General features: G+C 75.1%; 18 protein-coding genes. 3 read left to right on the top strand and 15 right to left on the bottom strand.

The features are described from left to right. Positions 1-5: 5 nt before the first annotated feature. Complete coding sequence (locus tag ACFCV8_RS06220; protein ID WP_376684077.1) at positions 6-428, top strand: acyl-CoA thioesterase; 423 nt, start codon at positions 6-8, stop codon at positions 426-428. Beyond that, the gene (locus ACFCV8_RS06215; RefSeq protein WP_376684076.1) at positions 425-1,102 is read left to right on the top strand and encodes a hypothetical protein; all 678 of its coding nucleotides are present in this window, start codon (positions 425-427) and stop codon (positions 1,100-1,102) included. Before ACFCV8_RS06220 ends, ACFCV8_RS06215 begins: the two co-directional genes overlap by 4 nt. Before the next feature lie 17 nt (positions 1,103-1,119). On the opposite strand, the gene ACFCV8_RS06210 is transcribed toward ACFCV8_RS06215, so the two are convergent. The 6 genes from ACFCV8_RS06210 to ACFCV8_RS06185 form a co-directional block, all read right to left on the bottom strand. Then, entirely contained in the window at positions 1,120-2,289 is a 1,170-nt protein-coding gene (locus ACFCV8_RS06210; RefSeq protein ID WP_376684075.1) for a serine hydrolase domain-containing protein, read from the bottom strand. Beyond that, entirely contained in the window at positions 2,286-3,842 is a 1,557-nt protein-coding gene (locus ACFCV8_RS06205; protein WP_376684074.1) for an alpha/beta hydrolase, read from the bottom strand. The genes ACFCV8_RS06210 and ACFCV8_RS06205 overlap by 4 nt, the downstream gene beginning before the upstream one ends. A 109-nt stretch (positions 3,843-3,951) precedes the next feature. Beyond that, a complete protein-coding gene (locus tag ACFCV8_RS06200; RefSeq protein ID WP_376684073.1) occupies positions 3,952-4,938 on the bottom strand; it encodes an ABC transporter ATP-binding protein in 987 nt (328 codons plus the stop codon). Continuing rightward, on the bottom strand, positions 4,935-7,730 hold the full coding sequence (locus ACFCV8_RS06195; RefSeq protein WP_376684072.1) for an FtsX-like permease family protein: 2,796 nt from the start codon (positions 7,728-7,730) through the stop codon (positions 4,935-4,937). Before ACFCV8_RS06195 ends, ACFCV8_RS06200 begins: the two co-directional genes overlap by 4 nt. Position 7,731: 1 nt before the next feature. Continuing rightward, a complete protein-coding gene (locus ACFCV8_RS06190; RefSeq protein ID WP_376684071.1) occupies positions 7,732-11,028 on the bottom strand; it encodes an FtsX-like permease family protein in 3,297 nt (1,098 codons plus the stop codon). Between the two features lie 145 nt (positions 11,029-11,173). Beyond that, on the bottom strand, positions 11,174-11,578 hold the full coding sequence (locus ACFCV8_RS06185; protein WP_376684070.1) for a globin: 405 nt from the start codon (positions 11,576-11,578) through the stop codon (positions 11,174-11,176). A gap of 164 nt (positions 11,579-11,742) precedes the next feature. Here ACFCV8_RS06185 and ACFCV8_RS06180 point away from each other — a divergent pair, with 164 nt between their 5' ends. Continuing rightward, the gene (locus ACFCV8_RS06180) at positions 11,743-12,738 is read left to right on the top strand and encodes a methyltransferase domain-containing protein (RefSeq protein WP_376684069.1); all 996 of its coding nucleotides are present in this window, start codon (positions 11,743-11,745) and stop codon (positions 12,736-12,738) included. An 11-nt stretch (positions 12,739-12,749) separates the two neighbouring features. On the opposite strand, the gene ACFCV8_RS06175 is transcribed toward ACFCV8_RS06180, so the two are convergent. The 9 genes from ACFCV8_RS06175 to ACFCV8_RS06135 form a co-directional block, all read right to left on the bottom strand. Then, positions 12,750-14,057 (bottom strand): FHA domain-containing protein, encoded by a 1,308-nt coding sequence (locus ACFCV8_RS06175; protein WP_376684068.1) that lies wholly within the window; start codon positions 14,055-14,057, stop codon positions 12,750-12,752. A gap of 106 nt (positions 14,058-14,163) precedes the next feature. Next, positions 14,164-15,510 (bottom strand): VWA domain-containing protein, encoded by a 1,347-nt coding sequence (locus tag ACFCV8_RS06170; RefSeq protein WP_376684067.1) that lies wholly within the window; start codon positions 15,508-15,510, stop codon positions 14,164-14,166. A 121-nt stretch (positions 15,511-15,631) separates the two neighbouring features. Next, positions 15,632-16,936: a protein phosphatase 2C domain-containing protein gene (locus tag ACFCV8_RS06165; protein WP_376684066.1), complete on the bottom strand. Its 1,305-nt coding sequence runs from the start codon at positions 16,934-16,936 to the stop codon at positions 15,632-15,634. Then, positions 16,933-19,503 carry a tetratricopeptide repeat protein gene (locus ACFCV8_RS06160; protein ID WP_376684065.1) on the bottom strand — a complete coding sequence of 857 codons (2,571 nt, stop codon included), beginning with the start codon at positions 19,501-19,503 and terminating at the stop codon, positions 16,933-16,935. The genes ACFCV8_RS06165 and ACFCV8_RS06160 overlap by 4 nt, the downstream gene beginning before the upstream one ends. Before the next feature lie 61 nt (positions 19,504-19,564). After that, on the bottom strand, positions 19,565-20,890 hold the full coding sequence (locus tag ACFCV8_RS06155) for a hypothetical protein (RefSeq protein WP_376684064.1): 1,326 nt from the start codon (positions 20,888-20,890) through the stop codon (positions 19,565-19,567). A gap of 104 nt (positions 20,891-20,994) precedes the next feature. Next, positions 20,995-22,050, bottom strand: coding sequence for a glutamate ABC transporter substrate-binding protein (locus tag ACFCV8_RS06150; RefSeq protein ID WP_376684063.1), 1,056 nt, complete (start codon positions 22,048-22,050; stop codon positions 20,995-20,997). An 11-nt stretch (positions 22,051-22,061) separates the two neighbouring features. Then, entirely contained in the window at positions 22,062-23,453 is a 1,392-nt protein-coding gene (locus tag ACFCV8_RS06145) for a hypothetical protein (protein WP_376684062.1), read from the bottom strand. Positions 23,454-23,816: 363 nt separating this feature from the next. Next, a complete protein-coding gene (locus ACFCV8_RS06140) occupies positions 23,817-24,791 on the bottom strand; it encodes an N-acetylglucosamine kinase (protein WP_376684061.1) in 975 nt (324 codons plus the stop codon). Continuing rightward, positions 24,782-26,047: a 6-phospho-beta-glucosidase gene (locus tag ACFCV8_RS06135; protein WP_376684060.1), complete on the bottom strand. Its 1,266-nt coding sequence runs from the start codon at positions 26,045-26,047 to the stop codon at positions 24,782-24,784. Before ACFCV8_RS06135 ends, ACFCV8_RS06140 begins: the two co-directional genes overlap by 10 nt. Between the last annotated feature and the right edge of the window lie 2 nt (positions 26,048-26,049).

Below are 26,049 nucleotides of genomic sequence, written 5' to 3'. Positions count from 1 at the left end.
TCGACTTGGCCCGTCACCTCTACAGCTGCCCGCTGCGCTGGTCGGACATGGACGCCTTCGGGCACGTCAACAACGTGGTCTTCCTCCGCTACCTGGAGGAGGCCCGGATCGACTTCATGTTCCGGCTGGCGCCCGGGGACGGTTCGCCGTCCTTCTCGGGCGGGTCCGTCGTGGCCCGGCACGAGATCGACTACGTACGACCGCTGGTCCACCGGCACGAGCCCGTGACCGTCGAGTCGTGGGTCACGAAGATCGGTGCCGCGTCGCTGACGATCGCGTACGAGATCAAGGACCCGGACCAGGTGTACGTGCGGGCCTCGACCGTCGTCGTGCCCTACGACCTGGCCGAGTCGCGCCCCCGGCGGATCTCGTCCGAGGAGCGGCTCTTCCTCCAGCAGTACATGGCCGAGGAACCTGCCGCAGCATGACGGTGCCCGTACGGTCGCTGGAGTTCGCCGACGCGAGGGAGGCCGAGGATCTCTCGGCCTTCCTCGGCCGGCTCCTCCACTACGACCGGGCCGCCGCGGTGCGGATGCAGGCCGGCGGCGGTGCGCTGGCCGTGTTCGGCAGGCCGCCGTCGTTCGAGGTCCTCGCGGTCCGGGCGGCGCGGCTGGCCCGGCCGGACGACTTCGACCTCACCGTCTCCGCCGGTGAACTCCTCGAATCCCTCGGGGAGTCCACCGGCACCGGCGCGCTCCCGGCCCCCGTCACCGGCCCGCCGTGGACGGGGGTCCTCCCGCCGCGCGGCGGCTGGCGGGAACAGCCCGGGCTGCCGGACCCGGTGGCGCTGCGCACCGCGCTCGGCGCCGCCGTGACCGAGTTCCGCGACCGGGACGCGGCGCTGCCCGAGCACCGCCGCACCCGGGCGGAGCGGGACCTGATCGGCCGCGAGATCTGGTCGCGCACGGTCGGCACGACGGCGCTGCCGCTGCGCGCCGTGCACGCCGCCCAGTCGCTCGGCTTCCTCCGGGCGGCACCGGACTTCCCCGTCGCGCTGCTCGCCGCCGGTTCCTGGCTGCGGCTGCGCACTCCCTTCGGCGCCATCGCCCTGCGCGCGCCGGGCAGCGGGCTCGGGGGCCTCGCGGTGACCGTCGGGGGCTGAGCCGCCGGGCACACGCGTTACCGGGCGGCCAGCGCCCGGTCCACCAGGCGGAGCGCCGCCAGGCCCTGCGCGTCCTGCGCCGGGTCGCCCATCCGCAGGGTGAACGTGGCACTGGTGACGGCCCGTGCCCCGTCCGGGGTCACCCCGCTCTCGGAGACGACCCCCAGATGCGTGCCGCCGTGGAACCAGATCCCGCCCCGGACGCCCCGGGCCGGGCGCCAGGCGATGCCCAGCCCGTACCGGACGCCCTGGGCCGGAACCCAGTCCCCGGCCGCCACCGTCTCCTTCATCGCGGCCAGCTGGGCCGGGCGCAGCAGCCTCCCGCCCATCAGGGCGCGCAGGAAGACCCCGTGCTCGTGCGTGGTGCTGACGACGGCGCCGTCCGCCCCGCCGCCGGAGGTCAGCGTGGTGTCCGTCGGCCGGTCCCGGCCGGGGAACCAGGTGTACGCGGTGGCCGTGGGCGGCGGCAGGTACGGGGAGGTGCCGGGGGTGAACGTACGGCGCAGGCCCAGGGGTTCGACGATCCGGTCGTGCAGCTCCTGCGCCCAGGGGTTGCCGGTCACCGCCTCGACGACCAGGCCCGCGATCAGGTAGTTGGTGTTGGAGTAGCCCCAGCGCGGCTTCCCGGCCTCCGGCAGCCAGGCGGGCGGCCGGCTCAGCGCGGCGGCCAGCTGGTCCTCGGGCCGGGCGGGGCGGAACCGGGCCCGGCGGTAGCCTTCCGGGGTGAAGGCGTCCGCCGCGTCCGGGGAGACGGCGAGGTAGTCGTTGAGCCCGCTGGTCTGGCGCAGCAGGTCGGCCACGGTGATCCGGCGGCCGTCGTTCCCGTTTCCCCGTACGGTGCCGGGCAGCCACCGCTCCACCGGGTCGGTGAGCCTCAGCCGCCCCTCGCCCACCAGCTGGAGGGCGAGCACGGCGGTGAAGGTCTTGGTGTCGCTGCCGATCCGGTACGAGGACTCCCAGGGCACCGGCTCGTGCGGGGTGCGCAGGTCGGCGGCTCCGGCGCGGGCCACGGTCCGGCCGGTGGCGCTCTGCACCTCGGCCAGCACGCCGGTGGCGCCGGTGGCCCGGATCGCGTCCACGTCGCGCTGGAGGGGGCCGCGGGGACCGGCCGTGGCGGTCGCCGGGGCGGTGGCCGCGGCGGCCAGGGCGGCGGCGGTGGCCGCCAGGCCCGTACGCCGGGTGATCATCGGCCCTCCCCGGCGGACGGGCAGGTCAGATCGGCGGCGGGCAGGGTGCCGTCGCGCAGGTAGTCGTCGACGGCCCGGTCGGCGCAGGGGACCGGGGTGAGGCCCGACAGGCCGCGCCCGTACACCCCGTGCGAGCGGATGTCGGCCGTCACCAGCCGGGAACCGGTCAGCCGCCGGTGCAGGGCGAGCGCCCCCTCGTAGGGGACGTTGTTGTCCCGCCGGGCCTGGAGCATCAGGACGGGTATGCCGTTGCCGATCACCGTGGCGGGTTCGCGGGAGGTGCTCGTCCAGAACGCGCACGGCGCGATCATCCCGTTGACGAGCGGGCCGAAGACGGGCTGGCCGGCCCGGCTGTCCTCCATGTTCCGCCAGTACGTCTCCGGGTCCTTCGGCCAGCCGCCGGCCGGCCAGCCGCGGTCGCCGCACATGAAGAGCGCCCCGCCCAGCATGCTGTCCGCCAGCTCCGGCGAGCTCAGCAGGCCGAGCAGCGAGGCCAGTTCCGGGCCGGGCTCCACCGGCCTGCCCGCGGCGGCGTCGGTCAGGTCGCGCACCGTACCGGCGAGCGCCGGGTCGTACTCCGTGTGCTGGATGAACTGACGCAGCACCAGCCGCAGCAGGGGCGCGTCGAGCGGGACGCCGGAGACGGTGACGGGGCGCTGCTCGGCGCCGTCGAGGAGCTGCTGGACACTCGCCCGGACGCGGGCGGGGGTGGTGCCGAGCCGGTAGGTGCCGTCGTGCCGGGCGGTCCAGGCGGCCCACTCGTCCAGGGCCGATTCCAGGGGTGCGCCCGCCCGTCGGAACAGCTCGTACTGGGTGGCCGCCGGGTCGGTGGAGGAGTCGATGACCACGCGGTCGGCGCGGCGGGGGAACATCTGGGTGTAGACGGCGCCGAGGTCGGCCCCGTAGGAGACGCCGTAGTACGACAGCTTCGGCGCGCCGAGGGCCGCCCGGATCGCGTCCATGTCGCGGGCGACGTTCCTGGTCGTGGCGTGCGGCAGCAGCCGGGCGTTGTCCCCGTGCCGCAGGCAGCGCTCCGCGGTGTCGCGGGCGGACCGCACCGAACGCTCGAAGTCCTGGCGGGGGGTGGTGACCGGGCCGGGGGCGGGCGCCGGGGCGGCCGGGTCGCAGGCGACCGGGGTGGACTCGCCGAGGAAGCGCGGGTCGAAGCCGATCAGGTCGTAGCGGTCCGCGATGTCCTTCAGCGCCGGGCGCAGCGACAGGGTGTGGGCGAGCCCGGTGCCGCCCGGCCCGCCCGGGTTGGAGAGCAGGATGCCGCGCCGCTCGCCGCGGGGCGCGGTGGCCCTGATCCGGGAGACCGCGATCCGGATCACCGGGCCGCCGGGGTCGGCGTAGTCGAGCGGGACGGTCACCTTCGCGCACTGCGCGCCCGCCGCGACCAGCTCGGGCTGCCCGGCCGGACAGGGGCCCCAGCCGAGCCGCTGCTGGACGGCGGGGGAGGCGGGAACGGGGGCGGGGGCGGCCGACGCGGGCACGCTGCCCGCGAGCAGACCGGCCAGGCTCAGCCCGGCGGTGACCAGTGGGGCGACGCGCATCGTGCTCCTAGCTTCGGTGCGGATGACTTCCGCCTCCGAAGCTAGGGGCGTACGCCCCCGGGAACCATCGGGCCACCCGGCGGAACCGGCCGGGGGGAAGCCCCACCAACTACCCCTGGGGGTCCGGCTGTTCCTTCGGCTTCTCGTCCGGCCAGACCCCGATGTGGTCCTGTTCCAGCTCCAGCAGCACCCGGTGCTCCATGCCGAGCGCCTCGGTGTAGTCGGCGGGCAGCTGCAGCCGTCCCGCGCGGTCGAGCATCGCGTACTCCCGGGCCACCTGGGACTCCAGCCCCGTCGCCGCGTCGACCTCGGTGCGGCGCAGCACCTCCGAGGAGGTGCGGCCGTCGCGGATCGCGACCGTACGGCGCACCTCGTCGGCCACCGCCTGGTCGTGGGTGACGATCACGATCGTGGTGCCGAGCTCCTCGTTGGCGCGGCGGAACGCGGCGAAGACCTGCTCGCCGGTGGCCGAGTCGAGCTCGCCGGTCGGTTCGTCGGCGAGCAGCACCGACGGGTTGTTGGCGAGTGCCACCGCGATGGCCACCCGCTGCTGCTGGCCGCCGGAGAGCTGGGCGGGGCGCCGGTCGCGGCAGTTCTCGATCTCCAGGACGCGCAGCAGCGACTCCGCGCGGGCGGCCCGCTCGGCGCCGCGCAGCCGGTCCCGGCCGCGCAGCTGCATGGGCAGGGTGACGTTCTGGAGGGCGGTGAGGTACGGGAGCAGATTGCGGGCGGTCTGCTGCCAGACGAAGCCGACGGCCTCCCGCCGGTAGCGGAGCCGTTCCTTCGGCCCCATCGACAGCAGATCGCGGCCCGCGACCGTCGCCGAACCGGCGGTCGGCACGTCGAGCCCCGCCAGAATGTTCATCAGGGTCGACTTCCCGCTGCCGGACGCGCCGACCAGGGCCATCAACTCGCCCTCGGCGACCAGGAGATCGAGCCCCTGGAGGGCCTGCACCTCCACCCCGTCCGCGGAGAAGATGCGTACCAGCCGGTCGCAGGCGATCAGCGCGTCGTGCCCGTAGGAGGGCCGGTCGCGGCGGGCCGTGGCCCGCCGTTCGAGCTCGGCGAGGGTGGTGTCGTCCGACGGCGACGTCATCGGGGGTCTCCTGACCTGAGTTCGGTGATCGATCCGCGGCGGCCCGCCCGCCACGCCTGGACGGCGGCCGCCCCGGCGGTGAGGACGACCACGCCGAGCGCCGGGAGCGTCAGCGACCACGCGTCGGGCCGCAGCTGTGCGATGTCCGGTGGGATGGCGCCCGTTCCGCTGAAGAGCGCCAGCCCCGCGAGGTCGACGCCCGGGGCCAGCAGCGCGATCGTCGCCCAGCCGACCAGCACCCCGCCGAAGGCCGCGGGCAGGGCCTGCGGCAGCGATTCGAGGCCGAGCAGCCGCCTGCCCTGCCGGGAGGTGAGGCCCATGGTCCGCAGCCGGGCCAGCAGGGCGGTGCGCTCCGGCGCTGTCCGCAGCAGCGACAGCAGGACCGCCAGCAGGGCGTAGCCCGCACCGACCCCGACCGCCGCCGCGTAGATCGCGCGGGTGCCCCGCTGCATCGGGGTGTCGACGAAGGCCGCCCGCTCCTCGGCGTGCAGCCGTACGGAGATGTCCTTGCCCGCCTCACGGACGGTGGCCCGCAGCGCCTTCGGGTCCGGGGCACCGGCCACCAGCAGGGTGGTGGTTTGCTGCCGGGTGAGCACCGAGGAGTCGACGAGCAGGAAGTCACGGTCGGGGACGGCGGCGGTACGCGGCACGATCCCGGCCACCCGCACCCGGAGATCCCCGGCCGGGGTGGTCAGGTCGCGGGGACCGTCGCCCAGTTCCGCGGCGACGGGCGGCGACGCGATCACCGGTACGACCGCGTTCTTGCCCTTGCCCTTGTCCGCGCGCAGCCGGTCGGCCGGGAACGTCCCCAGGCCCGCCGTACGGGCCAGCTCGGCGTACGTGTCCGGATCGACGCCCAGCAGGGCCGTGCTCTTCATGCTGCTGCCGTCCGCGCTGAGCGGGAGCGGCACCCCGGTCACCACCTGCACCTCGGCCACCTGCCGGACGCCGTCCGCCGCCCGGACCTCCCGGACCAGGCGGGCCGGGAGCGGCGCCGCGTCGAGCAGCCCGCTGATCCTGGCGTCCGCGCCGACCGCGAGCGTCGCCGCCCGGTCCCGGGCGTCCGAGACCCCGGTGAGGACCGAACCGCCGAACGCCGCCGTGGTCAGCGCCAGCAGCAGGGCGAGCAGCGGCAGCGCACCGCCCGCCGAGGTCCGCCCGGCACGGGCCAGCGACAGGAAGCCGATCGCCCCGCGCCGCCGGGCGACGGCCCGCGAGGCCAGCCGCAGCGGCAACGGCAGCAGCCGCACCAGGACCAGTGCCGCGATCAGCCCGACGAGCACCGGCGCGGCGCTGACCAGCAGATCGCCGCCCTCCGCCGTACCGCGCCGCCGCAGCCCGACCACCGCACCCACCGCCAGCACCAGCGCGGTGAGCTCGGCGACGGTGCGCAGCCGGGACGGGCGGGTGTCCATCAGGTCGTCGCGGGCCCCGGGCAGCCGCGGCCTGCGGTGCGGCAGCACCGTCACCGACGGCACCGCGACGCAGACCAGCAGGGCGACGACGGCCGGTCCGGCCACCGAGGGCCACGGCCGGGCCGGTCCGAAGAGGGGCAGCGCGGCCAGCAGACCCAGCACCGCCGCGGGAACCGCGAGCACCGCCGTCTCGGCGAGCAGCCGCCCGCCCAGCCCGGCCAGCGAACCGCCGCGCGCCCGCAGCAGCGCCATTTCCTCCCGGCGCCGCCCGCCGATCAGCCCGGCCGTCATCAGCAGCACCACGGCGGCGACGGCCCCGACACCCACCGCGGCCACCGTGACGACCGGTTCGATCGCCGTGCGCAGCGTGTCGTACCCGGCGAGGATCTGGTCCAGGCCGGTCCTGAACGCCGCGTTGTCACCGGCCATCGTGCGCAGCCGTACCAGCCCGGGGCCGCCCTCCAGCGAGGCGATCGCCGTGCGCAGCCCCGGTACGTCGGCGGCGGTCAGACCGGAGGCGTCCGGCGCGAACCGCCAGAACATCTCCGGCTCACCGGTCGAACCGAGCAGGGCCGGGGCGGCGTCCTGCGGCAGCAGCACGGTCGCGGTCCAGTACTTGCGCGGCGGGTCCAGGCTGGGCGGGTTCGTGCCCGGCTCCGGCACCAGGGCCGGGGTCCGGAACAGCGGCTCGGCCGACCAGTAGGTGCTCCGGGGCTCCCTGGGGGCGATGATGCCGGTGATCCGTACGGTCAGATGCTCCCCGGCCCGGGTCGGTACGGAGACCGTCGCTCCCACCCGGGCACCCAGCGCCTTCGCCGTCGCCTCGGTGACCACGCCCTGCACCTCGTCGGTGTCCTCGGTGACCAGGCCGCGCACGGCGGGCCAGGCCCCGGAACGCAGCGTGGCGTGGCCGCGGAGGTCCGACGGGGTGGCGTAGTTCAGCTGCGGGTCGATCCCCTCGGGCCGGGGCAGCCAGGCATCCGTCGCGGGCATCGGCCGGCTGGTGCGGAAGCCGTACGAGGAACCGTCGGCACCGGGCCGGACCTTGGCGGGCATCGCGGCGCGCGCCTTGTCGTGGATGGTCTTCAGCGCCGCACCGCGCACCGCCGCCTCACGGTCGAGCGGAGGTATCTGGAGGCCGGGCTGCGGGCTGCTCAGCTCCAGGACGCTGCGCTTGGCGTCGGCGGCGGTGATGTCGTGGCGCAGCCCCTCGGTCCCCTGGTGCTCCACCGCGCGCGGGAAGAGGGCCGCGAGGAACGATGTGACCAGCACCAGCAGGGCCAGCGCCCAGGCGGTGCCGGGCGCGGTGCGCAGCCGGGTGCGGACCCAGGGCGCGTCGGCCGGGTTCCGGCCGGTGCGAACGGAACGCGAAGTCATGTCAGCTGTCCCCCTGGACACGCAGCGAGGCGGCGGTGTCGATGCCGCGCAGGGCGAGGAACACCACGGTCAGCAGCGGAAGTACGGTGACCCCCGCGAGCAGCACCGCGGTCTGACCGGCGGGCAGCTGCACCAGCACCCCGGGGACCGGCGCGGTGGCCTGCCCGGTGAGCACGACGAGCGGCACGACGGCCCGGTTCAGCACCGCCCCGAGGACCGTCCCGACCAGCAGCGCGATCGTGATCAGCACCCCCTGCTCGACGGCGATCATCCGGGTCAGCCGTCGGCGCGGGGTGCCCAGCGCCCGCAGTACGGCGAATTCGCCGTTCCGCTCCCGCTGCGCGCCGACCGCGCTCACCGCGAAGCCGACCGCGGCCAGGGCCGCCGCGGCCACCGCCACCGCGGGCAGCGCGGACTGCGGCCCGGCGCCCAGCGGATCGCCGGTCAGCTCCCGGACGATCTCGTCCCGCACCAGGACCCGCGCCGGTTCGGTGTCCGGCCGGGCCCGCAGCGCGGCGGCGGCCTCGGCGGCCCGCCCGGGGCCGGTGCTCAGCCACCACTCGTTGGCGGTGAGCACGGCACCGGGACGCTGGGCGAAGACCTGGCCCAGCGCCCGGAAGTCGATCAGCAGGGCGCCGCCGTCCCGGGCCGCCACAGGAGCGGAAGATTCCATTCCGGCACCGGTGGTGGGCAGTTGCCGGACCGTGTCCACGATCTTCACCCGGACCTTCTCGCCGGCCAGCGTGACATCGACGACCTGCCCCTTCCGGGCCCCGGCGGCCTTCAGGTACGCGTCGGTGGCGAGGGCGTTCGGCACCGGGGCCTTCGGGCGGGGCACGGCGACCCGCACGGAGTAGGCCGGGGTGTAGTCCCAGTCGTTCGAGGCGGCGCCGGTGTTGTAGCCGACGGTCAGCGGGCGCTCGGCGGAGGCGGACGCGGTCAGCCGCTTGCTGGGCTCCGGTTCGCCGCCGGAGCCGGTGCCGGACAGCGTGGCCCGCCAGCCGAGGCCCGCGGGGACCGGGACCGCCCGCTCGGTGCCGTCCGGGCCCTCGGCCCGCAGGCCGTCGACGGTCAGCCGGTGCCGCTCGCTCCCGGCGTACGGGCGGTTGCCGGTCAGCTCGAAGCCGGTGACCGTGAAGTCGTTGCCGTCCGCCACCCCGACGGTGAAGGGGTGCGCCCTGCCGTCCGCCGGCACCGCCCCGGCCACCACCCGGTACGGCAGCCCGTAGCCGTCCTCCACGAGCACCGAGAGGACCGGGTCGTCGCCCGTCGCCCGGTGCTTCGCGTCCGTGGTGATCCGCGCGTCGAACCGGAACCGGGTGCTGTGCTTCGGCAGCGGCAGCCCGGCCCGCCCGGGCCGCGGCGCGGCGAGCGGTTCGAACAGCCGCTGACGGGGCCGGTCGGTGAGGTCGTCGCGGATCAGCATCCGCTCGGTGGCGTGCGCGGTGTCCAGGGCGAGGACCGTGGCGGTGCGCTCATTGGAGAGTTCGGTGTCCGCCCGCAGCGCGGGCGCCGCGTCCCGTATCCCGGGCAGCCGGGCGTAGCCGACCGCTGCCGCCGGATCGTCCTGGACCCCGGTCAGCACGCGCAGCGACGCGCCGGTCCGGAAGTCGGCCTGGTCGCTCTGCGAACGTTCCCAGGAGGCGCGCTGCCCCACGGCCAGCATGCCCATCGCCACCGCCAGGACCAGCAGCAGCACCGGCCCGGCGCCCCGCAGCGGGCGGCGGCTGAACTGCCAGCCGGACAGCGCCGCGATCAGCCCCCGGCCGCTCGACGCGGCGCGCTCCGCGAGCCGGGCCGCGGGCGGCAGCAGCCGCAGCGTCAGCACCGTGCCCGCGAGCAGCAGCAGCGCGGGGGCCGCGACCAGCAGCGGGTCGACCCCGAGCTCGCCCTGCCGGTCCCCGCTCAGCACCCCGCCGCCGACCTCCGTGGCCCGCCGGTCGAGCTGCCAGTACGCCACCCCGGCGATCACCAGCAGCCCGATGTCGGCGCCCGCCCGCAGCGGCGCGGGCAGCGACGCGGACCGCCCGGCCGGGCGGTCTCCCGTCCCGGCCGTCAGCGCGGGCGCCACCACGGCCAGTGCGCACAGCAGCGCGACACCGACGGCGACCAGCCACACCGTGCCGGTGGCGCCGGTCTCGATCCGCAGCCCGACCCGGGCCAGCGCGCCGCGGTCCGCGAGCAGCCGGGTCAACGGCCCGGCGAGCAGCGGGGCCATCAGCGCGGCGGGCAGCGCCAGCAGCAGCGCCTCGATCGCGGCGAGCGCCGTGATCCGCCCGCGCGAACCGCCCCGGGCCCGCAGCAGCCGGGTCTCCCCGGCCCGCTCGCTGCTCAGCAGCCTGGCCACCAGCAGCAGCGCGTACCCCGCGAGCAGCACCAGCTGCACGGCCACGATCATCAGCGTCGAGCGGGAGACCAGCAGTGCCCGGTCGATCTGCTCCAGCACCTGGGGCAGCGAGGTCCGCGCGGTGGCCCCGCTCGTGAACTCGGGAGCGGCCGTCACCTGCTTCGGGGCGGCCGTCGCGGCGGCGCGCAGCGCGTCGATCCGGCCGGTGGTGACCGTACGGAAGTCGGCGGTCGCCAGCCAGGACATCGTCCCGGCGCTGACCCGCCCGGAGCCGGGGAGCGCCGCCCCGGTGAGCAGCGGGCCGTACGTGGTGAAGGCGAGCCTGCGGACACCGCGCCCGCCCAGCTCGTCCAGCTGCCAGTACGGATCGGCGGGGTCGGCGGCCTCGTACACCCCGGTCACCAGGACGCGCAGCGGCTTGTCGGTCAGCCGGTCGGTGACCGTGAACCGCACACCGGGCTTGAGCTTCAGCGCCTTCGCGGCGGACAGCGGCAGCGCGACCTCCACCGGGCCGCCGCCCGACCCGCCGCCCTCGGCGGGCGCGCGGCCCGCAGTGATCCGGACCCGGCCGCGGTCGAGCGCGGCGAAGTGGGTGAGGTCGGGGTCGCCGGAGCGGAGCTGCGGTGCCCGCAGCGCGTTCGGCAGCGCGTACGAGCCCGAGGTCTCCATCGTCCGCACGGTCACCGGCAGACCGTCGAAGGCGGCGGCGGCGGCCTTACGGGCGACGGCGTCGGCCGCCTCCCGCCGCTCGGGCGCCGTCCGGGCGGACATCACGAAGGAGGCGTCGGCCGCCGAGCGGTGGGTGAGGGCGTTGCGCAGTGCCGCGTCGCCCACCGAGCCGGAGAAGGCGGTGAGCGCGGCCAGCACCGATGTGGTCAGCAGTACGGCGAGGACGGCGGCGCAGAGCAGCAGTCGATGGGCCCGTACCCGGAGAAAGACGAACCCCGTCACTCGCGCCCCCCTGGGCCCTCGGCACCACTCACGCCCCCCGGCGTGACATGGATGCTTTCAAGGTCCAGGGGCACTTGGAAACCGCTTGCCCACGTACTTGATCCGATTGTGACCGTTTATCGGTCACGGAAGACCGAATTCCGATTCAATCCGAGGCGTTGATCATCGAAGCGGCGGCGTAGGTGAGGTAGTCCCACAGCTTCCGGTCGAGCTCCGGGGCCAGGTCGAGCTCGTCGAGCGCCACCCGCATATGGCCCAGCCAGGCGTCGTGCGCCGCCCGGTCCACCCGGAAGGGTATGTGCCGCATCCGCAGCCGGGGATGCCCGCGCCGCTCGCTGTACGTACGGGGCCCGCCCCAGTACTGCATCAGGAACAGCGCGAACCGTTCCTCGGCCGGGCCGAGGTCCTCCTCGGGATACATCGGCCGGAGCAGCGGGTCCCCGGCAACCCCCTGGTAGAAGAGGTGCACCAGGCGCCGGAAGGTCTCCTCGCCGCCGACCTGCTCGTAGAAGGACTGCTCCTGAAGCGTGTCGCGCGGAATCTCTGTCACCCGACCATGGTCGCAGACGCACCGGCCGAGGACCGGGGTCCTAGGTCCCTTCCCCGAACCGCCGTCCGCGGTGCGACGGCCCGGCACGCCCGCCGGGTCCCCGCTCGCCGACCGCCCGCACGCCGGTCCTGGCCCCCGGCCGCCCGGCGCGGGAAGGTGGAGACATGGACGCTCGCACCGACCCGTTCGCCGTGGCCGCCGCCGAGGAGCGGTGGGCGATGGTGCGGGGCATCGTGGCCGGCGGGGCCCTCGGCGACCCCGCCTGGCGGGCCGCCTTCGAGCAGGTCCCGCGCCACCTCTTCGTGCCGTACTACTTCGCCGGCGACTTCGTGGGCGACGAGCGGGGCCGCCTCTGGTGCGAGGACCCCGACCCCGGCCGGCGGACCCGCTGGCTGCGCGGGGCGTACGCGGACACCCCGCTGGCCATCCGCATCCGCGACGGCGAACTGATCTCGTCCAGCAGCCAGCCCTCCCTGATGGCCCGGATGCTGGAGGAGCTGGACGTACGGGACGGCCAACGGGTCCTGGAGATCGGCACCGGCAGCGGCTACAACGCCGCACTCCTCGCCCACCGGCTCGGCGACGACGCGGTGACCACCATCGACCTCGACCCGGAGATCACCGAGGCGGCCCGGCGCCACCTGGACGCGGCCGGACACCACCCGGCCGTGGTCACCGGGGACGGCGCCCGGGGCTGGCCCCCGCGCGGCCCGTACGACCGGATCATCGCGACCTGCACCCTGCCGTGCGTACCGTGGCCCTGGCTGGAGCAGTGCGTGCCGGGCGCCCGCATCCTGGCCCCGTTCGCCACCGGGCTGATCGTCCTGCACGTACGGGAAGGGCCGCACGGGAAGTGCGCCGAGGGCCGGTTCCTGCACACGGCCGCGTACTTCGTGCCGCTGCGCGGCCTGCCGGCCCGGACCGCCGTGCGGGGACCGCGCCTCGCCGGAGTGCCCCGGCACATCGGCGAGAACGATCTCTTCCGCTTCCTGCTGGCGCTCACCGGGGAGGCCCTCGACCCGCGCGAGGCGCTCTCCCTCTGGCGGCGCGAGAGGCGCCCCGGACGGGAACGCTTCGGCATCACGCTCGCCGACGGACGGCAGTGGGCCTGGCTGGACGACCCCGCGGGACCGTACGCCTGGCCACTGCCGTCCGTCTGACGCGGAGCGGATCAGCCCCGGCGGACCGTGATCGTCGTCCACGCCCCGACGTGCACCCGGTCGCCGTCCTGGAGCGGGACGGGGACGTAGGGCTGGATCGGGTCCTCGGCGCCGTTGAGCGTGGTGCCGTTGGTGGAGTTCTGGTCCACCACGGCCCAGCCGCCGTCCGGCTGCTGCACCAGCACCGCGTGCTGGTGCGACACGCCCGGGTCCTCCGGCGGCACCGACAGGTCGATGTCCGGGGACTCGCCCGTGCTCTGCCGACGACGCCCGATGGTGACCTGGGTGCCGGAGAGCTGGAGCTGCTGCTCCGGGGAGTACGCGGGCAGGTTCAGCCCGGTCGCCTCGGGGCCGCTGCGCTGCATCATCGCCAGGAAGTACTCACGGTCCGGGGCGATGACCGCCGTCCAGCTCGCGGACGACTGGTCCCGGCCCTGGCCCGGAGCCTGGCCCGGCACCTGGCCCGGGAACGGGGGCTGTTCCTGCTGCGGCGGGGCCTGGGTACGGGAAGGCGGCGACAGCATCCAGTCGTCGTCGCCACCGCCCTGCGGGCCCTGCGGCGCGGGCGGCCGCGGATCCACGGGGGCGGGCCGGTCGAAGGAGAGCGGCGCCGACTGCTGCTGGAAGGGCGGCGGCGGTGCGGACTGCTGCTGGAAGGCAGGGGGAGGCGGCGGACCCGGCTGCTGGAACGACGGCGGGGACGACTGCGGACCACCCGGGCCGGGCGGAGGCGGCGGCCCCTGCGGGCCCGGGACCACGGGACCGGGCGCCTGCGGACCACCCGGACCGGGCGGCGGCGGAGGAGCCATGGGGCCGGGCGCCTGCGGGCCGGGGCCGGGGCCGGGCGGAGGCGGCGGGCCGGGGCGGCCTGCCGGGTCGGTGGTGAGCGGCTCGGCGGGCCGGTTCACCTGCGAGGGACGCGAGCCCTGGTAATCGAACGGGTCGCGCGGCCGAGCGGGCCCCGGCGGCTGCTGCGCCTGGAAGCCCGGCGGCAGGTTCAGCCCCGGCGGCGGCCCGGAGACGCTGGGCTGCGGAGCCAGCGGCGTGTACGACGTCGCGGTGTTCGTCAGGTAGTTCCAGCGGCACTCCTCGCAGAACGGCGCCATCGCCTCGCGGGGGGTGCGGCACTGCGGGCAGAGTTCGGTCTGCTGGGGCGCGTCGGCACCCGGACCCTGCGGGTAGCCGTAACCGGCGACGGGCGGCGGAGGCGGCGGCGGGGGGACCGCGCCCGCAGGCGCGCCCGCGCCGGTCATGCGATGGCCGCAGACCTCGCACCAGTCATCGGAACCCGACTGGTGTCCGTTCGGGCAGGTCGGCATGTCGGCGCTTCCCCCTTTCCTGGGCCGGCCCGGGGCCGGCGTATTTCCGCTGCTCGCCGTCCGGAGGGCTCTTCCGACCGGGCGGCTCGAAACCGTGGCTCTGTGGTTATCTCTTGACGCGTACGGTCTTGGTGGAGCGCGTTTCGAGGGTCATCTCGTCGGCGTCCGCGACCTTTGCCTTCAGTCGCACAGTACCGGTCGCGGCGTCCACGACGTCCACCACCTTCGAAAGCAGTTTCGCAGTGTCCTCGTTCCCGGACGCCGACGCCAGCTGCACCGCGCGGCCCAGTTTCGCGGTCGCCCCGTCGAGGTCCCCGGACTTGCGGGCGTCCAGTCCCTGCTGGATGACCTGGGCCAGTTCCGCCTGCCCGGTGTAGTGCGCGACCTGCGGATTGATCGAGGTGGACGCCGCCATGTCGTCCGTCCACACCGCCCGTACCAGGCCCTGGGAGAGCGTCTGCGGGGTCCCGCCCGAGGGGTCGGGGAGGATCAGCGAGACCCGGGACGCCAGCATCTCCTGGCCGATCCCGGCCTGCGGAACCCGCACGCACACGTGGTAGTCGCGGGACTCGTCGCCCCAGGAACCCGTCGGGTAGTCCCCGGCGCGGGGGCCCGCCCCGGTGCGCCGGCCGGTCAGGTCGACGACCGCGGGTGCGACCTGTTTCACGAAGAGGATCTCGGCCCCGACGGGCGTCCACAGCCGCAGCGCGACGTCCGCGACCTCCTTGCCCATCGCGTTCTCCATCATCCGCGTGAAGTCCGCTGCCAGCCCCGCCGGATCGGCGACGATGTCGGCCGTACCGAGCAGTGCGGAGGCGATCCCCGTGACCTCCTTCACCTCCCAGTCGGTGCCGACGCCGCGGGCGTCGCAGGTGAACCGGCCCGCGCAGGACTCCAGCGCGGCCCGCAGATCCTCCGGCGCCTCGTGCTCGTTGCGGCCGTCGGTGAGCAGGATCCCGTGCCGGATGTCCACGCCGGCGGCGCCGAGCAGCCGGTCGGCCAGCCGCAGCCAGGTCCCGATCGCCGTACCGCCCCCGGCGCTGAGCGCCCGCAGCGCCTCCCTGGCCTCGGCCCTGGTCCGCGCGTCCGCCACGGCGAGGGCGCCGTTGCCCGGATAGACCTCCCTGGCCACATGCGTACCGGCGACCACGGCGAACGAGGTGCCGTCGCGCAGGGTGTCGATGGCCGCGGCCGTCGCGTCGCGCGCGTTGCGCATCTTCGTCGGCGGGTAGTCCATCGAGCCCGAGCAGTCGACCATGATCACCACGGCGGCGCTCGCCGCCCGCCCCGCGGTGCGCGAGGAATCCGACAGCGGTATGCCGCCGGTGGTGCCGCCCCCGGTCGAGGTGACCGTGACGATCGCGTTCACCTCGCGGCCGCCTTCCGGCAGGTAGGCGTTCTGGTACACCTCGACGGAGAACTGCGGCACGTTCGACTTGGAGAAGTTGGCCATCTGGTCGGCTCCTTGGGGCTCCGGCCGTCGATGAGAGCAGCCGCGGGAGAAGAGAGGAACAGGCGAAGACATCGGGGAGCGGACGGTCGGACAGGAAGAACCGGGCGTTACGGAACGCGGCTCACGAGGCCCCGCGGGCCGATCCTGCCCCCTGCGGTTCCACGGCGAACGGCACCAGCGCCACTGTTACGTTGTCGTGGCCCCCGCCGTCGAGCGCGTGCCCCACCAGCACCTGGGCGCCGTGCAGCGGACGCCGGTGCGCGTCGGCCGGGACCGCCGCGGCCATCTCGGTGGCCGACTCCGCGTAGTTCCACAGGCCGTCCGTGCACACCACCACCAGACCGGACCGGTCCGGCTTGAACGACGCGGTGTGCGGCTCCAGTTCGTAGGCGTCGGCGCCGAGCCACCCCGTGATGGCGTGGGCGCGCTCGTCCGCGTACGCCTCCGCCTCGTTCATCAGGCCCGCCGCCACCATCTGCGCGGCCCAGGAATCGTCCTCGGTGAGCCGCGCCGGGCGGGCGGAACGGTCGTCGGGCACCCAGTACGCACGGCTGTCGCCGACCCAGCCGACGACCAGCAGCCCGTTCGCCATGATCGAACCGACCAGGGTGCACGCCGGGGCGTTCTGACGGCGGTGCTTCTCCTGCTCCGCGGCCGGACCGGGCTCCTGCGCCAGGGCGTTGACCGCCTCGGACGCCGCGAGGATCGCGTCGTGCATCGCCTGCTGCGGGTGTACGCCGCGCGGCAGCGACTCCAGCAGCGCCTCGTTGGCCGCGCTCGCCGCGGCCGCCGAGGCCTCGTCGGGGCGGCTGGCCGAGGAGACGCCGTCGCAGACGATCGCGACGACCGCCGGCGAACCGTCGGGCAGCGCCGTGGTCGACACCGCGAACGAGTCCTCGTTGCGGTGATGGCGCAGCCCCCGGTCGCTGACCGCGGCCACCGAACCGAGCTCCTGCTCCATGTGGTCGCGCTCGCGGGGCTGGGCGTGGCCGCAGTTCTCGCAGTAGCCGTCGGTGTCGACCCGGCCCGCCCGGCAGGCCACGCACACCTTGGCCCCGGCCGCCGGGGCCGCGGCCACCGGCTCCGCCGCCACGGCCGTACGGGGATCGGGCGCGGCCCCGGCGGAGGCAACGGCGGCCGGGGCGGGCGCGGGCGGGGGCGCCGCGGCCGCCGGGTCGGGCGCGGCCAGCTCGAAATCGCCCGAGCCGCCCGGCGCCCCGGCAGCCTCCGACGCCTCCGGTGCCTCGGGGACCAGGGGCGCTTCCGGGGTGGTCGGGGCGGCCGTCGGGCGGTCCTTCGGGGCGGCGGGCACGGCCGACAGGTCGTACCCGCACGCACCGCAGAACAGATCCCCCGGCTCCAGCGGCTCCTCGCAGCCGGGGCACTTCGACAGGGCCGTCTCCTGGGGTTTCTGCGACATTTTCACACCCACGTCCGGGGGCGGAAACGGTTGGCCCGCTCCACCAGTTCGATCCTCTCATCGCCGGGCTCCGCAAGCCTGGCGAGCATCCGGTACGAACGTTCGAGCCCGAACCGCAGGCCCCGTTCGTCCAGCTCACTGCCGAGCAGTGTGCCCGGTCCCGGCTGCCGCGCCGCGGCCCCGGTCCCGGGGCTGCCGGAAAGCACCCAGTCGAGCGCCGTGCCCAGCACCTCGACCGACAGCCGCTCCCGGCGCACCGCGTCCAGCCCGAGCCCGGCCAGCGCCGACACCTGCGCCGAAGCGGCCAGCAGGTCGTCGAGGAGCGGCTCGTCCGGCGCCCGCCCCCGCAGCCGGGCCCGCACCGCCGCGACCCGGGCCGCCGTGTAGTGGATCGACGCCTCCGGCACCGACTCCAGCGCGGCCACGGCCCCGGCCCGGTCCCCGGCGGCGATCCGCACCCGGGCCAGCCCGAAGGCGGCGCTCACGAAGCTCGGGTCGGTCGTCCACACCAGCCGGTAGTACTCCGCGGCGTTGTCCAGCTGGCCCAGAACCTCCGCGCAGATCCCCAGCGCCAGCTTGGGCGCGGGCTCCCCGGGGAACGCGTCGTACACCGCGTCGAAGGACACCGCCGCGTTCTCGTCGTCACCGGTCACCAGCGACGTCACGCCGCGGTACCAGACGACCCGCCAGTCGTCCGGATGCCGCCCCTCCAGCTCCGCCAGGGTCTGCCCCGCGGCCCCCTGCTCGTTCAGCTCCAGGCGGGCGCGCAGCTCGCGCAGCCGGGTCTCCGGCGAGGCCGCGGGCACCGCACCCAGCGCGGCGATCAGCTCGGACGGGGCGGTGGTCATCAGCCCGGCCAGGAAGCCCGCGTTGGGATCGGCCGTGTCGACCCGGGGCACCGGCAGTGCCAGCGCGGTGGAGCGCAGGTCGAGACCGGCGAGTTCCGGACCGCCCGGGGCGGCGTACCCCGCCGTCGCGGACGCGGCCCGGGGCGCCGGGATCGCCGCCGGGGCCGGGGCGGCCGGCGCCGAGGGGCGGCCCCCCAGCCGTGACACGTCCCCCGCCCGCTCCGGGAACAGGTGGCTGTCCGTGACCCGGACCTCCGGGCCGAACAGCGTCGACAGCGCCGGACGCGGCCGCCCCGACTGGAGCGACACCACCTCGCGCAGCACCCCCGTCAGCTGCTCCGCCATCTCCGCCGCCGAGGCGAACCGGCGCGCCGGGTCCGGGTCGGTGGCCCGCACCAGCAGCCGGTAGAACGACTCGTACGACCGGAACACCTCGATGTTGTCCGGGTCGGGCAGCGAGTCCACGAAGACGTTGGTGTAGCCCTGGAAGTCGAAGGTGAGCACCGCGAGGGTCCGTGCGACCGTGTACAGGTCGGAGGCGACCGACGGGCCGACCTCCGCGACCTCCGGCGCCTGGTACCCGACCGTGCCGTAGATCGCCGACTCGTCGTCGTCCATCCGGCGCACCGCGCCCATGTCGATGAGCTTCAGCTGGTCCTCGGTCTGGATCGCGTTGTCGACCTTGAAGTCGCAGTACAGCAGGTTGCGGCTGTGCAGATGCCCGAGCGCCTCCAGCGCCTCGATGCCGTACGCGCACGCCTGCTCGACCGGCAGCGGGTCGCGCCGCCCGGCGGCGGTACGGCGCTCGTTGGCGATCTCCTTGAGGGCCTTGCCGCCCACGTACTCCATCACTATGTAGCCGTCCAGCGAACCGGTGCGCTGGTCGAGGTGCTCGACGAAGTTGTAGATCCGCACGATGTTGGCGTGCTCGATCTCGGCGAGGAAACGCCGCTCGGAGATGGCCGCCGCCATCGCGTCCTGGTCCCCGGTGTCGAGCAGTCCCTTGAGCACCACCCAGCGGTCGGAGACCGCCCGGTCCACCGCGAGGTAGACCCAGCCCAGCCCGCCGTGCGCCAGGCACCCGGCGACCTCGTACTGGCCGTGCACGACGTCGCCGGCACGGAGCTTGGGCACGAAGGAGTACGGATGCCCGCACTTGGTGCAGAACCCCTCGGTACGGCCCGTCCGCCCGCCGCGCGACCGGCCGACCGGCGCCCCGCAGTCGGACCGCGAGCAGAAGCGCTTGCGCTCCGGGACCTCCGGGTTCTCCATCACCGCCGAACGCGGATCGGGCCGCGGCACGTCCGGCACCTGCACCAGACCCGCCCCCAGCCGGCCACGGGCGGAGGCGTTCGAGGCCGAACCGGAGGAACGCACCGACACCGACGGCGAGGTCGCCGCGCCGGACAGCGCACGCGACAGCCGCCCCGACACCGAGCGCCGCGAGGTCGACGAACGCGACGAGGAGCGCGCCGAGGCCCGCGAGGAGGACCGCGAACCGCTGTCGCCGCCCCGGCCGCTCGCCCCGCCCACGCGCCCGCCGCCCGCGATCCCGGTCGGCGGCGAACTCACCATGCCGTCCCCGGGTTCCCGGCTTGGCTCGAACGGGGGAGACCCCGTCGGGGAGACGACCGGCGCCAGACCGCAGGTGTCGCAGTACAGCTCACCGCCGCCCATGTCCTCGTAGGCGCCCTCGCAGCCGGGGCGCTGGCACTGCGTACTCATGATCGGTCCCCCTGATCGCCCCGCCGCCGAAGCGGCCCTCGCGTCTCACGCGCCGCCCCGGTCACCGGCGGTCCCCCGGCCCCGGCGCCGGGCGCTGGGACAGCAGCTCGGCCGCCGTCTCCTGGTACCGCAGCACCGCCTGCCCGGCCACCCGCAGATCACAGGGCGCGCTCCACAGCATCCGGCGCGCCACGTCGTACCGCTCGATCAGCAACGGGTCCTCGGCCAGCCCGAGCCGGGCCACCTTCGCCCGGTACGCGTCGAGCCTGCCGCGCAGCTCCGCCCGCACCGCCAGCGGGGCCGTGACCGCCGTCAGCGACTCGCGGGCCCGCAGCAGCTCCTCCTCGGCCTCCCGCTCCAGCGTCTCCAGCAACGGCGACAGCCGGTGCCACTGCGCCCGCCTGCGGTAATCCGAGGCGGCGACGAGACGCTCCTGGAGCACGGTGGGCGGGCCGCTGACGGCCGGCACCTCGGAGGCCGCGATCTTGGCGAGCACCTCGCCGCGCGCCGCCCGCGCCTCGGCCAGGGTGCGGTCCGCCCGGGAGAGCACGTCGCGCAGCTGGACCAGGCGCTGCTCGGCGTCCTGCCGGACCGCGAGCACCGCCTCGATCTCCCGCCGCACCTCCTCCAGCGCCCGGGCCGCCCGGTCGTACCGCTCCGTGTCCGGGCGTCCGCCGCCGGGCGCCGAACTGCCCGGCGCGGGCCGCCAGAACGCGAGCGGGTCGCAGACCACCTGGGTCCGCAGCGCGGTCAGCTCTTGGGTGATCGCCTCCAGGTCGTCGCCCGACGGGTGCTCACCGGGCCTGACCCCCACCGAGTGCGCCAGCGAACGCGTGCGGTGCAGTTCGGCGGCGAGCAGATCTATCCGGGCGGGCAGCGCGGACCACACGGCGTCCGAGGCGACGACCACGTCCAGCGAACGGGCGTACAGCTCGTTCATCCGGGAGACCAGCTCCTCCAGCGTGAACCGCTCGGCGAGCCGGGCCGGACCGTCGGCCGACGGACCGGGGCCCGCCGCGGCGGACGCCATGGTGACCCCCTGGCCGCGCAGCAGCTCCGTCAGGGCCACCAGATCCTCCCGGCCGGGGTAGCGGCGCCGGGCCCGCACCGTACGCGCCCGGGCGAGCGCCGCCGCGTAGGCGTCGAAGTACCCCCACAGCAGGGTGATCGCCCGGTCCGTCGAGGCCCAGCGCTCCTTGGTGACCCCGGTCAGGTCGGCGCCCTCCAGGAGCCGGCGGCCGGCGTGGTCCTGCAGGGCCAGGAGCGAGGTCTCGATCGCCTCGTGCTCCGCGCCGAGCCGGGCCAGCGCACGGTCCGCCTCGTCCCGGTCCATCACCGGGACGCCGGAACCGGCCGACCGGTCGGGGAAGGGGCCCGCGACGCCCATCGATCACCTCTCCGCTCTCCACCGCCGGGACGGGCCCCGGCAGGATCTGTGCCGCTGTCCGACCGGCCGGGGCCGCCGTTTCGCGCCCCTCGGCCGGTCCGGTGTCACTCGCTCCGGTACTTGGGTGCCGGTGGTGCCGTGATGCCGGGCAGCCCCTGCGCCAGCCAGCGCTCGTACGAACGCATCCAGCTGCTGTCCGCCCCGCCCTTGCGGTAGTCGGCCAGCACCCGGTTGACCCGGGCCACCAGGTCGTCGGCGCCGAGCTTCGCCGCCACGCCGTAGTACTCGGTGGTGAACGGCTTGTCGCCCTTCAGCTCGACCGCCGGGTCCTGCGCCGCCTGCCCGGCCGCCAGCGCGTTGTCGGTGACCACCGCGTCGACCTCGTTCAGCTGCAGCCGCACCAGGCAGTCCAGCTGGTTGGGGACGGTGAGCTGGTCCTCGTCCGCCGCGGTGCCGTCGTGCGGGTCCCGGTAGACCGCGCCGTACGACTGCTTCTCCAGCGCCTCGTACGCGGTGGAGCCCTCGGCGGTGCAGACCCGCTTGCCCGCCAGCGACTTGTCGTAGCCGGTGATCGCCGAGTCCTTCGGGGCGAGGACCTGCTGCCCGGCCTGGAAGTAGGCGGTGGAGAACGAGACCTGCTTCAGCCGGGCGCAGTTGATGGTCATCGTCCGTACGACGACGTCGACCGTGCCGTTCTGCAGCGCGGCGATCCGCTGGTTGGTGGGAATCGCCCGGAAGATCACCGCGTCGGGATCGCCCAGGATGTCCTTCGCGATGGCGCGCACCAGATCGATGTCGAAGCCTTCGAGAGCGTCCTTGCCCGCACCGGCTCCCGGATCGCGGTACCCCCACCGGTAACTGTTCTGGTCGACGCCCGCGACGAGCTTCCCGCGCTGCTTGATCCGCTCGATGTTCGGCCCGTCGGCCGCCGAGGGCCGCAGGCTCGCCTCCGGGTCCGTGCACTCGTCGGACCTGATCTGCACCGCCCGCGCGGTGCCCGGACCCGCCGTGTCACCGCCGAGGACCGCGGTGCCGTGCCGGGAGAGCGGCAGCAGGGTGGCCGCGGCCGTCACGGCGCAGGCCACGGCCATGCCCGTCACCCCGCCCCAGCCGCGCAGCCCGCCGCGGCCGGGCCGCCCGCCCGTGCGCTTCCTGGTCATCGCTCCTCCGCTCACCGGTACTCCGAGAGCCTGCGGTTGACTCCGACAATCGCCGCCACGGCCCCCAGCACTGCCAGCCCCACGGCCCCGGACGGCAGCCCGCCGAGCGCCCCGCGCCCGTCGTTCGCGGCCCGGGTGAACTCGTCCTGCTCGTGGGCGAGCGCCTGCGCCAGAGCCTTGTCCACCCGCTCGAAGGACTCACCCGTGGAGTCCTTCGCCCCGATGATCTGCGCCCGCGCGCCCTCGTAGTCGCCGCCGTCGTCGGCCGTACGGGCCTTGCGGTGACGGTCCTGCCACTCGGAGACCGCGTCGACGGCCTTCGCCACCGGCCCGCGGCCCGCCTCGTCGTCGGCCAGGCTCCCGGCCCTGTCCAGTGCCTCGCCGAGTGCCTTCATGCCCGCGCCGAAGTCCGTCTCGTACTTGTCCTGCTTCCCGTCGGCGGTCAGCACCGCCCCCCGGGCGACCAGCGTCAGGTTCTCGTCGGCCCGCGCCTTCAGCGAGTCGATCCGCGCGTTGCTGAGGACATCGAGGGAACGCTGCCCGTTCACATCCGCGGAATGCAGCGCGGACCGGGCCACCGTGTGCCCCACGGCCAGCCACAGCAGCAGCACCGTGCACGAAGCGGTCGCCACCAGCAGCCCGTGGTTGAACACCCGGTTCGTCCGGCGGTAGTTGCGCCGCTGCGCCCACAGCAGCACGCCCAGCGCCACCACGCCGAGCCCGAGCGAGAGGAACGGCCGGGCCCGGGCCGCGTCGTCGTCCTCGCCCAGCCGGTCCGTCTCCGCCGCGTACAGCCGCTCCGCGGCCGGCAGCAGCACCGTGCTCATCCGCTGGTTGGCGTACCGGAGATAGGCACCGCCCAGCGGCAGGCCCTGCCGGTTGTTGGCGCGGGCCCGCTCGATCAGGCCCGTGTACCGGGGGAGTTCCTCGTTGAGGGTGGTGATCTCCTGGCCGGACCTGGTCGACGCGTCCGTGTTGCCGGCGGCCTTCACCAGGAGACGGGCCGCCTCCCGGATGTCCTTCTCGTACCGCTCGTGGACATCGCGCGGCTCCTGCGCCCCGGCCAGGAAGCCGCTCGCCGCCGCGGTGTCCGCGTCCGCCAGCGAGCGGTAGACGGCCGCCGCGTCGGCGCTCAGCGGCTGACTGCGGCTCACCACGTCGTCGGCGGCGGACGCCCGGTCGGAGATCTCCAGCGCGGTCACGGCCCCGAACGCGACGACCAGCAGGGCCAGTACGGCCCCGATGATCTGGAGCCTGCCCGGCTCGGTGGTGGCCGCGGCCCGCACCCGGCCGGCCGTCACGGACAGCGCGCCGCGCCCCGGCGGGGCGGGCGCGGCCGCCGGAACGGGCGGCTGCGGACGCTCGTTCCCGGGCGCCGTACGCACACTCGGCGGGTATGTCACTCGACCTCCCCCTCGGTCACTGACGGTGGCCCGGCCCCGGCCGGTCGGGGACTGGTGCCCGGCCATGAAGTATGGCCGCGGGGGCCGACCTCCACACCGGGAACGCCCGGACCCACCGGAAACACCCGGACCGCACACCGGCCCACGGATGCGATCCCCCGCATTCGATCAAGCCGCGCGCCGCCGATCAAGGCCATCGGCGGACCAGGTCGTGTCCGGCGGATCACGGCCGGAGCCACCCGGTACCCGGAGCGGTCCTGCCACCCCACCTCTGAACACGTCCGGGACGACCGAACGGTTCCCGTGCACAAGGGGCGCCCCGCGGCACATCGGCACCACGGAACGCCCCCGGCCCGTCAGGAATCAGGAGTACTGCGCACGCAGCCTCCGGTGGACCGGCTCCGGAGCACCCGTACGGTCCAGTCCCAGCAGCGCCGCCCCCAGCACCGGAGGCTCCGTCACCACCCGGATCACCGCCTTCGGGGCCCGCTCCGCGAGGAGTTCGGCGATCTTCGCGTCCAGCTGCGGATGGCGCGCGGCCATCACCCCGCCGCCCAGCACCACCGGCGCGGGCACGTCCAGCAGGTCCAGCCGCCCCAGCGCCACCGAGGCCATCGCGACGACCTCGGCCGCCAGCCGCTCCACCAGGCCGACCGCCACCGGGTCGCCCTCCCGCGCCGTCGCGAAGAGCACCGGCGCCAGCTCATGGCGCCGCTCGACGTCGATCCGGCCCAGGTGCAGCGCCTCGATCAGCGCGTACATCGAGTCCAGCCCGAAGTGCGCGGGCAGCGCACGGGCCAGCTCGGTCGGCCCGCCGCGCCCGTCCTCCGCCCGTGCGGCGAACCACATGGCCTCCTCGGCCAGCCCGCCGCCCCCGCCCCAGTCGCCGGATATCCGGCCTATCGCGGGGAACCGCGCGGTCCGCCCGTCCGGCAGCATGCCGACGCAGTTGATCCCCGCGCCGCAGACCACCGCGACCCCGCGCGGCTCGTCCACCCCGGCGCGCAGGATCGCGAAGGTGTCGTTGCGGATCTCGACCGTGCGCCCCCAGTCCCGGCCGACGACGGCCGCGGTCAGCTCGGCCTCCTCCACCGGAAGATCGACGTTGGCCAGGCACGCCGACACGTGCTCCACCCCGTCGATCCGCTCCCCGGCCATGGCCAGCGCCTGCCCGACCAGGCCGGCCAGCACGTCCAGCGCCGCCTCCGCCCCGACCACGGGCGGCTGGAAGCCGCCGCCCCGGGCCGACGACAGCACCGTCCCGTCCTCGCCGATCAGTGCCACGTCGGTCTTGCTGTTCCCCGCGTCGATCGCGAGGACCGAAACGTTCACGCCCACGCCAGGTGCTCCCGGTTGTGCGCGATCAGCTTGTCGGTGAGCGCCTCGGCGTACTCGAACTGCCCGATCAGCGGGTGCGCCAGCAGCGCCTTGAACACCCGGTCCCGGCCGCCGCGCAGCGCCGCCTCCAGGGCCAGGTCCTCGTACGCCGTCACCTGCGAGACCAGGCCGGAGTACAGCGGGTCCAGCATCGGCACGGCGAGCGGCGTCGCACCCGTCCCGTCGACCCGGGCCTGCACCTCGATCACCGCGTCGTCCGGCAGGAACGGCAGCGTCCCGCGGTTGTACGTGTTGACCACCTGCACCGCCGAGCCGCCCGAGCCGAGCAGCGAGGACGCCAGGTCGACGGCCGCCTCCGAGTAGAAGGCGCCGCCGCGCTTGGCGAGCAGCGCGGGCTTCTCGTCCAGCGCCGGATCGCCGTACATCGCGAGGAGTTCCTTCTCCATCGCGGCGACCTCGGCCGCCCGGGAGGGCTTGGTGCCGAGCTCGCGGACGACCTCGTCGTGCGCGTAGAAGTAACGCAGGTAGTACGAGGGCACCACGCCGAGCCGGTCGACGACCGCCCGGTCCATCCGCAGGTCGCCGGCGATCGTGTCGCCGTGCTCCGCGATCAGCCGGGGCAGCACGTTCTCGCCGTCCGGGCCGCCGAGCCGCACCCCGAGCTCCCAGGTCAGGTGGTTGAGCCCGACGTGGTCGAGGTGCACCTGCTCCGGCGTGACGTCGAGCAGCCGGGCGAACTTCCGCTGGAAGCCGATGGCCACGTTGCACAGGCCGACGGCCTTGTGCCCGGCCTGGAGGAGCGCCCGGGTGACGATGCCCACCGGGTTGGTGAAGTCGATGATCCAGGCGTTCGGGTTGGAGCGGCGGACCCGTTCGGCGATGTCCAGCACGACCGGCACGGTGCGCAGCGCCTTGGCGAGGCCGCCCGCGCCGGTGGTCTCCTGGCCGACGCAACCGCACTCCAGCGGCCAGGTCTCGTCCTGGTTGCGGGCGGCCTGGCCGCCGACACGCAGCTGGAGCAGGACCGCGTCGGCGTCGGCGACGCCCGCGTCGAGGTCCGCGGTGGTGGTGATCCGCCCCGGGTGGCCCTGCTTGGCGAAGATCCGCCGGGCCAGGCCGCCGACCAGCTCCAGCCGGTCGGCCGCCGGGTCGACGAGCACCAGCTCCTCGACGGGCAGCGTGTCGCGCAGCCGGGCGAATCCGTCGATCAGTTCGGGGGTGTAGGTGGACCCGCCACCCACTACTGCGAGCTTCATGG

The organism is Streptomyces sp. NPDC056347 (assembly GCF_042262625.1).
GTDB lineage: Bacteria > Actinomycetota > Actinomycetes > Streptomycetales > Streptomycetaceae > Streptomyces.
The sequence above is the reverse complement of the archived record's forward strand: the minus strand, read 5'-3'. Positions and strand labels throughout refer to the sequence as shown.

Excerpts from the sequence above, each read along its gene's own strand:
- ACFCV8_RS06160 (WP_376684065.1), bottom strand. The coding sequence starts at position 19,503 with ATGAGTACGCAGTGCCAGCGCCCCGGCTGCGAGGGCGCCTACGAGGAC.
- ACFCV8_RS06175 (WP_376684068.1), bottom strand. The coding sequence starts at position 14,057 with ATGCCGACCTGCCCGAACGGACACCAGTCGGGTTCCGATGACTGGTGC.
- ACFCV8_RS06215 (WP_376684076.1), top strand. The coding sequence starts at position 425 with ATGACGGTGCCCGTACGGTCGCTGGAGTTCGCCGACGCGAGGGAGGCC.
- ACFCV8_RS06195 (WP_376684072.1), bottom strand. The coding sequence starts at position 7,730 with ATGACTTCGCGTTCCGTTCGCACCGGCCGGAACCCGGCCGACGCGCCC.
- ACFCV8_RS06200 (WP_376684073.1), bottom strand. The coding sequence starts at position 4,938 with ATGACGTCGCCGTCGGACGACACCACCCTCGCCGAGCTCGAACGGCGG.
- ACFCV8_RS06180 (WP_376684069.1), top strand. The coding sequence starts at position 11,743 with ATGGACGCTCGCACCGACCCGTTCGCCGTGGCCGCCGCCGAGGAGCGG.
- ACFCV8_RS06210 (WP_376684075.1), bottom strand. The coding sequence starts at position 2,289 with ATGATCACCCGGCGTACGGGCCTGGCGGCCACCGCCGCCGCCCTGGCC.
- ACFCV8_RS06155 (WP_376684064.1), bottom strand. The coding sequence starts at position 20,890 with ATGGGCGTCGCGGGCCCCTTCCCCGACCGGTCGGCCGGTTCCGGCGTC.
- ACFCV8_RS06205 (WP_376684074.1), bottom strand. The coding sequence starts at position 3,842 with ATGCGCGTCGCCCCACTGGTCACCGCCGGGCTGAGCCTGGCCGGTCTG.
- ACFCV8_RS06135 (WP_376684060.1), bottom strand. The coding sequence starts at position 26,047 with ATGAAGCTCGCAGTAGTGGGTGGCGGGTCCACCTACACCCCCGAACTG.
- ACFCV8_RS06170 (WP_376684067.1), bottom strand. The coding sequence starts at position 15,510 with ATGGCCAACTTCTCCAAGTCGAACGTGCCGCAGTTCTCCGTCGAGGTG.
- ACFCV8_RS06150 (WP_376684063.1), bottom strand. The coding sequence starts at position 22,050 with ATGACCAGGAAGCGCACGGGCGGGCGGCCCGGCCGCGGCGGGCTGCGC.